Below are 12,001 nucleotides of genomic sequence, written 5' to 3' on the forward strand. Positions count from 1 at the left end.
GTCGGCCCCGCCGCGTCACCGGACCGGGCGACACCGAGCACCTGGGCGACCGCGCTGTTGCGTGTGTCGGCGAGGTACAGCAGGTCCGAGGACCGGTCGATCGGAGGTCGCCGCGCCGCCGTCGCCGGAGAACGCGCCGAGGCCGTCGTCCGCCTTGTCGGCAGTATGGTCGCCCGCCACGGTCGTGATGGTCCCGGTCCGCGCGTCGACCCGGCGGATCACGTTGTTGGCCGAGTCCGCGATGTAGTCACGGAAGGCGCCGTCGCGGTCGTCGGCGCGGCGGCGTGCGGCGGCTCGGGGCGGGGCACGCGTGCACCGCGAGCGGGTCTCCTGTCGTTCTTCCAGCGTTCAACTCGTAGTCCATGACGGCGCATTGTGCTGTCCCTAGGGTCCCTGAGGGCTGTGAAAGAAGGGACTCATGGACACTCTCCTTGCTGTCCGGGCTCGTGGGATCACCAAGTGCTTCGGTGACGTCGTCGCCCTCGACGGCGTGGATCTGGACGTCGCGCAGGGGCGGATCCACGGCCTGGTCGGACCGAACGGCGCAGGCAAGACCACGTTGTTGGGGCTGCTCCTGGGCCTGGCCGTCGCCGACGCCGGGCACCTCGACATCCTGGGCACGCCGATCGGCCGACTGCTCGCCGCTCCCGAGGGGGTGGCCGGATTCGTGGACGGGCCGGGGCTGTACCCCTCGCTCACCGCCCGGCAGAATCTGGCCGCGCTGGCCGCCCTGCGCGGACGCGACGCGCGGACGGCGGGGATCGACGACGTACTCGACCAGGTCGGCCTCACCGACGTCGCCGACGACAAGGCGCGCGGGTTCTCCCTCGGCATGCGGCAGCGCCTCGGACTCGCCGCGGCCCTGCTCACCACACCCCGGCTGCTCGTCCTCGACGAACCGTCCAACGGCCTCGACCCGGCGGGGAAGAAGCACGTCCACGGTGTCCTCACCCGGCTCGCCGCCGAGGGCGCCGCGGTCGTGCTCTCCAGCCACCGCATGGACGACCTCGAAGCGCTGTGCTCCGACGTCACCATCCTCGCCACCGGAAGGACCGTCTTCTCCGGCCCGCTGGGCAAGCTGGCCGCCGAGAGCCGCGAACTCGACTACCGGCTGCTGACCTCGGACCAGCGGGCCGCCAGCCGGCTGGCCCATGACACGGCCGGTGTGCGTGTCGTGGACGAGGCCGCGACATGGCGCGGCGCCGACGTCCTCGTCGTCCGCGCGCCGACGCCGGCCCTGGACGACCTGGTGGCGCGGATCGTCCGTGACGGTGTCGCCGTACGAGAGGTGGGCCCGGTGCAATCGCCCCTCGAAGCCGCGTTCCTCGCCCTCACCGAGCAGGAGGCGGCCCGATGACCGCGACCGTGTCCGCGACCGACCGCCCGGCTGACGGCCATGACGCCCATGACGGCCATGACGACGGGGCCGGAGTCCGCCGCGTCTCGGTGGCCCGCGCCTACCGCTTCGAACTGGTCAAGCTGGTGTCGCAGTGGCGCATCCGCCTGCTGGTGCTCGCCTGCTGGATCGCGCCCGCGCTCTTCGTCGCCGCGGTGAGCCAGCAGAGCACGCTCCCCTCCGACACCCTCTTCGGCCGCTGGATGCATGCCACCGGGTGGGCCGGATCGCTGGTGGTGCTCGGCTTCTCCGGCACCTGGGCGCTCCCGCTGCTGACCTCGCTGGTCGCCGGGGACGTCTTCGCCTCCGAGGACCGGCTCGGCACCTGGCGGCACCTGCTGGTGGCGGTCAGGTCGCCCGGGCGGATCTTCGCCGCGAAGGCACTGGCCAGCCTCACCGTCATCCTGCTGCTCGTGGCCGGGCTGGCCGCCTCCGGCGTGGTCGGCGGGCTGCTGTCGGTCGGCAACCATCCGCTGGTCGGCCTCGACGGGCACCTGCTGGCGCCTTCCGACGCCGCGCGTGACGTCCTCCTCGCCTGGGCCTGTGTCGTCGCGCCGACCCTCGCCCTGGCCGCGATCGGACTCCTCGGGTCGATCGCGCTGGGACGGTCCCCGATGGGTCTGCTCCTGCCCGCGCTCGTCGCGCTCGCGATGCAGCTCGCCCAGATGCTGCCGCTGCCCGTCGCCCTGCGCCTGGCCCTGCCCGGCTACGCCTTCCTCTCGTGGAACGGTCTGTTCACCAGTCCGGGACAGCTCGAACCGCTGCTGATCGGCATCGCGGTGAGCGTGGTGTGGGCCGTGGTCGCGACGGGACTCGCGTGTCTGCTCTTCCTGCGCCGCGATTTCACCGACCTCACCTCCGACGGCTCGGGGCGCCGTGCCGTCACCGCCGGACTCCTGCCGCTGACCGGCCTGTTGGCCGCGACCTTCGCGGTCATCGCCGTGGCGACCCCGTCGACGGGCTCCGGAATCGACCAGGACAAGATCCAGCGGTCGGTGGCCACCGCGTTCGCCCACCTCTACCGCGTCCAGGCCGGCGACCTGAACCGCCCCGACGTGACGGAGGAGCACCTGCGCGTCACCGCGGCGTGCAACAGGGGCGGGGGCCAGGTCGCCGCCGAGGGTCCGGGCAACGACTGGCGCTGCGTCGTCACCTGGCATCTCCCCGACGTCACGGCCGCGGGGACGGCTGTCTACCAACTCGACGTCACCGCGGACGGGCGGTTCGTGGCCGACGGCGACGGGCCGAAGGAAGTCAACGGCTACTTCCTCGTGCGCACCCCCGTCGGGGACGCGCCGAACCCGCTCTGGCAGTTCGACGGCAACGTCGAACTGCTCCACTCCTCGAAGGGATGACTCCATGCAGGTAGCTCGCCGCCGAAGGCGTACCGAGAAACCGGAGTTCAGCATTTTCGGCAAACGCGTCGGACGCCGGGCGGTCCTGGTGACGTCGGGCGTCAGCGCCCTCGCCCTCGCCGCCACCGGCACCGCGTTCGCCCAGACGCACCAGTTCGGCACCCAGCAGGTCGGGCAGACCACCGACCGGGGCCAGGTCATCTCCAGCGACCAGTACATCGCCCCGTACGGCGAGCGCCTCGTCGTCAACAACGGCAAGATCATGTCGTCCACCGTCAGCCCGGACGGCACCCACCTGGCGGCCGCGGTCACCGACGGCGGGATGGCGCTGTCCGTCGTGGACCTGAAGAGCTGGAAGGTGCAGCAGCTCATCGGCAACTCCGCCGCGGCCGATCTGCGGATCGGCGGCAATGACGTGGGACAGGAAAGCCCCGCGTACTCGCCCGACGGCTCGCAGTTGTGGCTCGGCCAGACCGACGGATACACCAAGTTCACCGTGAACGCGGACGGCAGCCTCGCCCACCCGACGGCCGTCAAGATCCCCGCCGACGGTCCCCGGCACGCGCTGGCGAGCGCGGCGGTCTTCTCGCCCGACGGCGCCACCGTGTACAGCGTGGTCAACGGCCAGAACCGCGTGGTCGCCATCAACGCCGCGACCGGATCCGTCCAGCGGAGCTGGCCCGTCGGCAACGCCCCGCGCGGCATCGTCCAGGTCGGCGACAAGCTGTACGTCAGCAACGAGGGCGGACGTCCGGCGCGTCCCGGCGAGACCACCATCAACTCGTACAACACCCAGGTGGCCGCCGACCCGGTGACCGCCGCCACCACGACCGGCACGGTCAGTGTCATCAACCTGGCCAAGCCCGACGCCGCGCCGGCCAGCATCACCGTCGGGCTGCACCCGACCGCGGTCTACGCCAAGAAGGGAGCGGTGTTCGTCACCAACACCGCGACCAACGACGTGTCGGTGATCAGGACGGCCAACGACAAGGTCGTGCAGACCATCGCCACCCGGCCGTGGCCCGAGGCGTCGGTGGGCTACGAACCCGACGCCGTGACCCTCACCGACGACGGGCACCTCCTGGTGACGCTCGGCCGCGCCAACGCCGTCGCCGTCTACCGCTACACGACCCCGCAGGAGCCGGTCAGTTACGTCGGACTGCTCCCGACGGACTACTTCCCGGCCGAGATCGCGACCGTCGGCAAGCAGGTGGTCGTCTCCAACACCCGCGGCGTGGACGCCCGTCGGCCCACCACCGCCGCCGGGCACGGCACCCACGACACCACGTCGAGCGTGCAGCACTTCACGCTGCCGAACGACCGTGTCATCGCGTCCCAGACGGCCAAGGTCTTCCGCCAGAACGGCTGGACCAACGGCTCGCTCAAGGAGGCCGCGTCCAAGGGCCACGCGAAGCCGGTGCCGGTCCCCGCGCGGCTCGGCGACCCCTCGACGATCAAGCACGTCTTCCTGATCGTCAAGGAGAACCGGACCTACGACCAGATCCTCGGCGACCTCCCGCAGGGTGACGGCGACCCGTCGCTGACCCAGTTCGGCGAGAACGTGACACCCAACCAGCACGCGCTGGCGCGCCAGTTCGGGCTGTACGACAACACGTACGACATCGGCACCAACTCCGCCGAGGGCCACAACTGGCTGATGCAGGCGGACAATCCGGAGTACACCGAGTCCTCCGCCGGTGAGTACCTGCGCAGTTACGACACCGAGGACGACGCGCTCGGCCACCAGCGAAGCGGATTCCTGTGGACCGGCGCGCAGGCGGCGGGGAAGTCGGTGCGGGACTTCGGCGAGTTCCAGCAGTTCCTGACCAAACCCGCCGACGCGAGCTGGCAGAACCTGTACTGCGACGCCAAGACCATGGACGCCACCGGGAAGGACACCGCCTACCCGCTGGACTCCTCCTCGCCGATCCCGTCGCTCAACGCCGTGTCCGTGCCGGGCTTCCCGAAGTTCGACACCAGCGTCCCCGACGTCTACCGGTACCAGATCTGGAAGCAGGACTTCGAGAAGAACGGTCCGGCGAACCTGAACATGTTCTGGCTCTCCAGCGACCACACCGGCGGTCCCGCGAGCCCGGCCGCGCAGGTCGCCGACAACGACCTCGCGGTCGGCAAGATGGTCGACGAGATCTCGCACAGCAGGTACTGGAAGGACTCCGCCATCTTCGTGGTCGAGGACGACTCCCAGGCCGGTCTCGACCACATCGACGGCCACCGCGCCCCGATCCAGATCATCAGCCCGTACGCCCGGCACGGCGTCGTCGACAACCACTACTACTCGCAGATCACGATGATCCGCACCATCGAGCAGATCCTCGGGGTCCACCCGATGAACCAGAAGGACACGGCGGCCAGCCCGATGACCGCGGCCTTCACCAAGAAGCCCGACCTCGCGCCGTTCAACGCGCTGGCCAATCGCACCTCGCTCACCGACGGTCTGTCCACCCCGCCCTCCTGCGGCGTCGACACCCCGGCGGCGCAGAACCCCAACGCGGCGGCGGTACCGGCGGCGGCGGTCCCGGCTGCCGAGAAGCGGCTCGCGGACCAGTGGGACACCTGGAAGTCCCAGCAGCGCCTGACCGGCCCCAACGCGGTGCCCGACTACGCCAACCCGGCGCAGATGAACCACCTCACCTGGTACCAGACGCACAACTGGACCAAGCCGTACCCCGGCGAGGCCAGGATCTTCGCGCCGAACGACGTACCGGGCGCGTACATCCCGTCGTCGGAGAACGACGGCTGACGGTCCGAGCCGGATCGATCGCGAGAGGGCCCCTGGCCGGCGTCACCGCCGCCCAGGGGCTCTCCTGCCGTCCTGGTGTCTTTCCGTCAGCGGGAACGCGAGATCCGCTCCTCGGCGCCGTAGCGGTGCTCCTGGTCGCCGTCCATCGCCTCGTAGATGGTCCTCTTCAGACCCTCGGGGTCGGGAATGTGCTTCAGGGTCAGCAGGCCCTGCTCGGAGGCCGACTCGATCTTGAGCGTCCCGCACCGGATGATCCGCTCCCACAGGGAGGCGGCGAACGAGATGTCGTTGATCCGGGCCAACGGGATGCTGCGCCCGGTCTTGTTCACGAAGCCGACCCGCATGTGGACCCGCTTGGTGGTCAGGATGTAGAGGGTGCCGCGCCACTTCATGAGCGGGATCAGCCAGAACCACAGCGACACGAGCGCGGCCACACCGAGCACCACGTACCTGGCGGCGTCCGTCCAGCTCTTGCCGGACGGCAGCACCCACATACGTTTCCGCCCCCCGCCGACCACGTCGCGGCGCGGCCGGTGCCGCCGTGCTGTGTGTCGAACCCGCCGTCCATCGCCGTTGGTACCGGCAGGTGCGGACGGAATCCGGCTGGGCGGGCCGCTGGTCGGCGGGTGGCCGGTCGCGAACGGGCAGGTCGGGGACCGTACAGTGGGCGATCCGAACGGTGGTACGAACAGCGAAACGCGTGTCGGCACGGGAAAGGCCCGATCATGACGTCCCCTCTGAGCCCGCAGGTCCGCCCGAATCTCGTTCCGGACGACGGCGTCGTGCTCTTCATCGGCGACAGCATCACCGACTGCGGTCGTGACCTGGACGCGCCCGACTCCCTCGGCGACGGCTACGCGGCGATGGTGGCCGAGCGGTACGCGGCCGAGCACCCCGGCTCGGGGGTCCGCTTCGTCAACCGGGGCATCAGCGGCAACCGCGCGGTCGACCTGCGGGGCCGCTGGGACCGGGACTGCCTGGCGGTCGGCGCCGACGTGGTGTCCGTGCTGGTCGGGATCAACGAGGTGTGGCGCCGCTTCGACAGCGACGACCCCACCTCCGACGAGGAGTACGAGGACCACTACCGCACCGTGCTCGGCCAGGCCGCCGACCGGGGCAGCGCGCTGGTGCTGATCGAGCCGTTCGTGATGCCCGTCAGCGAGGACCAACTGGCGTTCCGCGACGACCTGGACGGCAAGCTGGCGGTGGTACGGCGACTGGCCGCCGACTTCTCCGCCACCCTCGTCCCCGCCGACGCGCTGATGACGCGGGCCGCCGCCGACGCCGGTCCCCGCAAGTGGACCGACGACGGCATCCACCTGACCCCGGACGGTCACGCCCTGCTCGCCGACGCCTGGCTCACCGCGGTCGGAGCGGCGCTCCCCGAGCGGGCCTGACCCCCGCGCCCCGGCCGCTTGCCGGTCGCCAGGGCCACCCGGCTCACAGCCGGGTGGCCGTGCGGACCAGGGCGGCGAGGGGGAGGGAGCGGCTGTGGGCGGGCCAGGCGATGTGGGTGACGACGGGCGGAGCGTCGCTGAGCGGGACGGCGGTGTGCTCGGCCCACAGCCAGGCGCGGGCGGAGTCGGGGAAGACGGCCATGGTGCGGCCGAGGGCGATGAGCTGGGCCAGTTGCGTCTGGTCGTGGATCTCGGGGCCAGGGCCTGGGGGATACGTGCCGTCGTGGGCCCAGCGGGCGAGCGGGAGATCGGGGAGGTCGCTGACGTCGGCCAGCGACAGGACCTCGCGCGTGGCCAAGGGGTGCCCTGCGGGCAGAATGGCGATCTGGCCCTCGGTCATCAGTTCCTCGCTGTCGAATCCGGCGAGGGAGTTGAACGGCTTGTGCATGAGCGCCACGTCGGCGCGGCCGTCGCGCAGCATCTCGCCCTGCTCGCACGTGCCGCTCGGCAGCACCTCGATCTCGGCGGCGTCCGGCTCGGCCGCGTAGGCGTCCAGGAGCTCGTGCAGCAGCTCGTGGGACGCGGCGGCCTTCACCGCCAGGACCAGACGGTCGCGGGCCCCGCCCGCGCGGTCGGCGTCACCGGCCCGGCGGGTACGGCGCGCGGCGGCGGCCGTCGCGTCCAGGGCCGCGCGGCCCTCGTGCAGCAGCACCTGACCGGCGCCGGTCAGAGCGACCCCGCGGCGGTCGCGGATCAGCAGCGTGACACCGAGCCGCCGTTCGAGCTGCTGGATCGCGCGGGACAGCGGTGGCTGGGCCATGCCGAGGCGCTCGGCGGCGCGGCCGAAGTGCAGTTCCTCGGCGACCGCCGTGAAGTACCGAAGCTCGCGGATCTCCAAGGTGTCCATGACCCCACCGTACGTGTGATACCTGCCGGGTATGACAGAGCACCGTATCGGTGTTGGATGCGCGGCCCGGCCGCGGGCGAGCATCAACGGTATGAGCGAAACGAAGATCGCGCTGGTGACCGGCGCGAACAAGGGAATCGGCTACGAGATCGCGAGCGGCCTCGGCGCCCTCGGCTACCGGGTGGGCGTGGGAGCGCGTGACGGGGGCCGCCTCGAAGCCGCCGTCGACAAGCTGCGCGCCGCCGGGGTGGACGCCTTCGGGGTGCCGCTGGACGTGACCGGCGACCGCAGCGTCACCGACGCCGCGGAACTCGTCGAGCGGCGGGAGGGCCGCCTGGACGCCCTGGTCAACAACGCCGGTATCTCAGGACCGACGGGGCCGGGGTGGACGCAGGACCCGACGACGCTCGACCTCGACCTGGTCCGCACGGTCGTGGAGACCAACGTCCTCGGCGTCATCCGCGTGACCAACGCGATGCTGCCCCTTCTGCGGCGCTCCGCGTCGCCGCGCGTCGTCAACGTCTCCAGCAGCGTCGCCTCCCTGACCCGGCAGGCGGACCCGGACGTCGAGATCGGCCCGGTCATGGCGGCCTACTCGCCGACGAAGACGTTCCTCAACGCCGTCACCGTGCACTACGCCCGGCAGTTCGCCGGTACGAACATCCTGATCAACGCCGCCTGCCCCGGCCTGGTCGCGACCGACTTCACCGGCTTCCTCGGCCCCCGCACCCCCCAGCAGGGCGCGGCCACCCCCATCCGCCTCGCCACCCTGCCCGACGGCGGCCCGACCGGCGGGTTCTTCGAGGACGCCGGCGTCGTCCCCTGGTAACGGCTTCCAGCACCGAGTCCCGAGGGTGCGCCGGGTCAGCCGGTGACGGCCTCGGCCGCGAGGGCGTCCTGCGCCGTGCCGCGCATGCCCGCGACGATCATGTCGACACCGCGCCGGTAGTACGCGTCGTTGCTCGCGCACGACAAGAGCGCGTCGGCGGCGGCCACGACGTGCGGGTACCGGTCGGGGGAGAGGTCGAGCAGGCTCGCCTTCTTCGCGCTGACGGCCTCCTCGCGGGACTCGGGGTCCAGGGCCGGATTGCTGCGGCCGGGCTCGGTGATGACGAGGGTCACCAGCGAGCACAGCGCCTGACCGGCGGTCTGCGCGCCCTGCTCGACCGGCAGACCGGCCGCGGAGAGCAGCGCGAGGGTGCGTTCGGTGACGACGAGACCGGGCTCCGAGGCGAAGATCCGGGTGATCACCAGACCGGCGGCGTTGGGGTGCGGGCGCAGCGCCGCGAGGAAACCGCTCAGCAGGTCGTTCATCTGCTCGTGCCACGGCCGCTCGTCCGGCTCCGGGACCCGGACGTCGGTCAGCAGCCGCTCGGTGACCGCGTCGAACAGCCCGTCCTTGTCCGGGAAGTGCCGGTACAGCGCCATCGGCGTCACGTCGTGCTGCTGGGCGACCCGCCGGATGGTGACGGCTTCGAGACCTTCGCTGTCGGCCACGGCGAGCGCGGTGGAAATCAGCTCGTCCCTGTTCAAGCGTTTGTGAGCCGCCACGGATCCCGCCACCTCCTGGTCGACAGCCTGAGCGACACCGGATTCCTCGCCGCCGCCACTACGCAGCGTACTGCGTATACAGCCGCGAACGGTGCCGCCGAGGATCAAGGTATACGCCGTACGCATACGGGGTGCGACGCCGGGACTGTCCCGGAAACGGCGGCCGGTCCGCACCTCGGCCGGTGGCCGTATTGCCGGAATTTGCTATGGTCGGATGAGTACCCGACGAGCGCGTCGTACCGGGACCCTGCAAAGACGGCGCACCCCCGTAAGCACGAAACCCACGGAGGTGCCCTCATGGCATGGGTCCTTGTTGTTGTCGCAGGTCTGCTCGAAGTGGCCTGGTCGATCGGAATGAAGTACACCGACGGCTTCACCCGTCCCGTCCCGAGTCTGCTGACCGGCGCGGGCATCGTGGCGAGCATGCTGATGCTCTCCCAGGCGGCGAAGACGCTGCCGATCGGTACGGCGTACGGCGTCTGGGTCGGCATCGGCGCGGCCGGTGCGGCCGTGGTCGGCATGGCGGTGCTCGGCGAGCCCACGACCGCCGCCCGGATCTTCTTCGTCTCGCTGCTGCTGGTCGCCGTGGTCGGTCTGAAGGCGACCTCCGGCCACTGACCGGCGCTGCCGACGGGTCAGCTCGGCTGGCCCGTCGGCATGACGGTGACCTGCTGGATGTTGACCCGCGGCGGCAGCGTCGCGATGAAACCGACGGTCCTGGCGATGTCCCCGGCCTCCAGGAACTCCATCGACCGCCGGGCGCCGTCCAGCCACTCCAGCGCGCCCGCGTCCGTGACGTGGGTCTGGAGTTCGGTGCCGACGATGCCCGGCTCCAGGGAGGTGACGCGCACGTTCTTCGGGCCGAGTTCGACCCGCAGATTCGTGGACAGATGCGTCACGAACGCCTTCGTCCCGCAGTAGACGGCGAAGGTCGGGAAGATGTTCCGCGCGCCGATGGACGAGGTGTTGATCAGGTCGGCGACGCCGCGCTCGGCCGCGGCGGCGATCAACTGCGGGGTGAAGGCGCCGATCGCGTTCATCAGGCCCTTGACGTTGAGGTCGATCTGCCGCTGCCACAGGTCGGTGCGCAGCTCCTCGATCGGCGAGGGCAGCATCACGCCCGCGTTGTTGAACAGCAGGTCGGCGCCGCCCAGTTCGGCCGCGACCCGGTCGGCGGCGGCCAGCAGGGCTTCCGGGTCGGTGACGTCGACCGGCAGGGCCAGCGCGGCGCCGCCGTTCTTGGTGATCCGGGCGACCAGGTCGTCCAGCCGGTCGGTGCGGCGGGCCAGCACCGCGACCTTCGCGCCGAGTTCCGCCAGGTGCTCCGCGGACGCCTCGCCGAGACCGCTGGAGGCGCCGGTGACGACCGCCACGCGGCCGGTGAGGGGCTTGCTGATGTCGTGCGCGGACATGGCTGTCCACCTTTCGTGTTCGGTGTGATCCGGCGGCGGACCCTCGGTCCGCCTGCCGTCCAGCACACCACTCGGGCAGCCGCCGCGGAGCGCCGAAAAGCGCCCTGAGCAGGCAGGTAACGGCCTGACCCGCACCGGCGAGGCAGGTACTGACAGGGCCAGTCACGACGCGCGCGGCCCGCGCGCCGCCCGCCACACTGGGGGTATGGACCGCAGCACCGACACCGCCGACTTCCTGCGCTCGCGCCGGGCCCGTATCACCCCCGACGAGGCGGGACTGCCCGCCGACGGCCGGGTCCGCCGGGTGCCGGGGCTGCGCCGCGACGAGGTGGCCCGGCTGGCCGGGGTGAGCACCGAGTACTACACCCGGCTCGAACAGGGGCGCGGCGGGAACCCGTCCCCCGAGGTGCTCGACGCGCTCAGCCGCGCGCTGCGGCTCGACACCGCCGAGCGCGAGCACCTGACCGACCTGCTGACCCGCAGGCCCGCAGGTTCCCGGCACGCGCCGAGCGGACCGCAACGGGTTCGGCCGGGACTCCATCTGCTGCTCCAGACGCTGGAGCACGTGCCCGCCTTCGTCCTCGGCCGCCGCACCGACGTGCTGGCGTCCAACCGGTTGGCCCGCGCGCTGCTCGTCGACTTCGACGCGCTGCCCGCGACCCGCCGGAACATGGCCCGCTACTACCTGCTGGACCCCGAGGCGCGCGAGCGCGTCGTCGACTGGGAGCAACTCGCCGCCGAGACCGTCGCCATGCTCCGGCTGGAGGCCGGCCGCTACCCGAACGACCGTCAGCTCGCCGACCTGGTCGGTGAACTCACCCTGCGCTCACCGGAGTTCACCACGTGGTGGAACGACCACCGGGTGCTGCGCCGCACCCACGGGATCAAGCGCTACCGCCATCCCGTCGCGGGGGACCTGGAGTTCTCCTACGAGTCGCTGCAACCGCCCGGCGATCAGGACCAGACGCTGTGCGTCTACACCGTCGAGCCGGGCTCGCCGAGCGCCCAGGCGCTCCAGCTCCTCGGCAACTGGACGGCGCCCGCTCCGGAAGGGCGCGACGGCGGCCGGGGAAGCGGCCAGGACAGCGACCCGGAGCTGCAAATTTAAGTTAATTAGGAATTATCGTTGACAGGGTTCGGGACCGCCGCCACAGTCTTCGTCGTGGCGGCGGTCCCCGGTGTTCCGGGAGGCGGCCGTCCGCGTATCCCCAACTCTCGGGAG

At 71.3% G+C, this 12,001-nt stretch carries 11 protein-coding genes and 1 riboswitch; of the genes, 7 read left to right on the plus strand and 4 right to left on the minus strand.

Going from position 1 to position 12,001, the window contains the following annotated elements:
* Positions 1 to 418: 418 nt before the first annotated feature.
* Genes ACIQCJ_RS25045 through ACIQCJ_RS25055 form a run of 3 tightly spaced genes read left to right on the plus strand, consistent with a single transcriptional unit; the run spans position 419 to position 5,512 of the window.
* A complete protein-coding gene (locus ACIQCJ_RS25045; protein ID WP_355334994.1) occupies positions 419 to 1,357 on the plus strand; it encodes an ABC transporter ATP-binding protein in 939 nt (312 codons plus the stop codon).
* Positions 1,354 to 2,751, plus strand: a complete 1,398-nt coding sequence (locus ACIQCJ_RS25050) for an ABC transporter permease (protein ID WP_402712587.1) — start codon at positions 1,354 to 1,356, stop codon at positions 2,749 to 2,751. Before ACIQCJ_RS25045 ends, ACIQCJ_RS25050 begins: the two co-directional genes overlap by 4 nt.
* Before the next feature lie 4 nt (positions 2,752 to 2,755).
* Complete coding sequence (locus tag ACIQCJ_RS25055) at positions 2,756 to 5,512, plus strand: alkaline phosphatase family protein (RefSeq protein WP_402712588.1); 2,757 nt, start codon at positions 2,756 to 2,758, stop codon at positions 5,510 to 5,512.
* An 86-nt stretch (positions 5,513 to 5,598) separates the two neighbouring features.
* Here the strand turns inward: ACIQCJ_RS25055 and ACIQCJ_RS25060 are convergent, their stop codons facing one another.
* Positions 5,599 to 6,006 (minus strand): PH domain-containing protein, encoded by a 408-nt coding sequence (locus ACIQCJ_RS25060; RefSeq protein WP_402712589.1) that lies wholly within the window; start codon positions 6,004 to 6,006, stop codon positions 5,599 to 5,601.
* Between the two features lie 231 nt (positions 6,007 to 6,237).
* On the opposite strand from ACIQCJ_RS25060, the gene ACIQCJ_RS25065 reads away from it, so the two are divergent.
* The gene (locus tag ACIQCJ_RS25065) at positions 6,238 to 6,909 is read left to right on the plus strand and encodes a GDSL-type esterase/lipase family protein (RefSeq protein WP_391047819.1); all 672 of its coding nucleotides are present in this window, start codon (positions 6,238 to 6,240) and stop codon (positions 6,907 to 6,909) included.
* A gap of 43 nt (positions 6,910 to 6,952) precedes the next feature.
* Here ACIQCJ_RS25065 and ACIQCJ_RS25070 read toward each other — a convergent pair whose 3' ends face one another.
* Positions 6,953 to 7,816, minus strand: a complete 864-nt coding sequence (locus ACIQCJ_RS25070; protein WP_402712590.1) for a LysR family transcriptional regulator — start codon at positions 7,814 to 7,816, stop codon at positions 6,953 to 6,955.
* Between the two features lie 91 nt (positions 7,817 to 7,907).
* On the opposite strand from ACIQCJ_RS25070, the gene ACIQCJ_RS25075 reads away from it, so the two are divergent.
* Positions 7,908 to 8,645: an SDR family NAD(P)-dependent oxidoreductase gene (locus ACIQCJ_RS25075; RefSeq protein ID WP_401307464.1), complete on the plus strand. Its 738-nt coding sequence runs from the start codon at positions 7,908 to 7,910 to the stop codon at positions 8,643 to 8,645.
* A 35-nt stretch (positions 8,646 to 8,680) separates the two neighbouring features.
* Here the strand turns inward: ACIQCJ_RS25075 and ACIQCJ_RS25080 are convergent, their stop codons facing one another.
* Positions 8,681 to 9,367: a TetR/AcrR family transcriptional regulator gene (locus ACIQCJ_RS25080; protein ID WP_355334974.1), complete on the minus strand. Its 687-nt coding sequence runs from the start codon at positions 9,365 to 9,367 to the stop codon at positions 8,681 to 8,683.
* A gap of 194 nt (positions 9,368 to 9,561) precedes the next feature.
* Positions 9,562 to 9,632, plus strand: a riboswitch (guanidine-III (ykkC-III) riboswitch).
* A 32-nt stretch (positions 9,633 to 9,664) separates the two neighbouring features.
* Between ACIQCJ_RS25080 and ACIQCJ_RS25085 the strand changes: the two genes are divergently transcribed.
* A complete protein-coding gene (locus ACIQCJ_RS25085) occupies positions 9,665 to 9,985 on the plus strand; it encodes a multidrug efflux SMR transporter (protein ID WP_188280976.1) in 321 nt (106 codons plus the stop codon).
* 17 nt (positions 9,986 to 10,002) lie between these two features.
* Here the strand turns inward: ACIQCJ_RS25085 and ACIQCJ_RS25090 are convergent, their stop codons facing one another.
* On the minus strand, positions 10,003 to 10,779 hold the full coding sequence (locus ACIQCJ_RS25090; protein WP_401307460.1) for an SDR family oxidoreductase: 777 nt from the start codon (positions 10,777 to 10,779) through the stop codon (positions 10,003 to 10,005).
* Positions 10,780 to 10,984: 205 nt separating this feature from the next.
* Here ACIQCJ_RS25090 and ACIQCJ_RS25095 point away from each other — a divergent pair, with 205 nt between their 5' ends.
* Complete coding sequence (locus ACIQCJ_RS25095) at positions 10,985 to 11,887, plus strand: helix-turn-helix domain-containing protein (RefSeq protein ID WP_402712591.1); 903 nt, start codon at positions 10,985 to 10,987, stop codon at positions 11,885 to 11,887.
* The last annotated feature ends 114 nt before the right edge of the window (positions 11,888 to 12,001 follow it).

This window comes from Streptomyces sp. NPDC093221, assembly GCF_044753885.1.
Classification (GTDB): Bacteria; Actinomycetota; Actinomycetes; order Streptomycetales; family Streptomycetaceae; genus Actinacidiphila.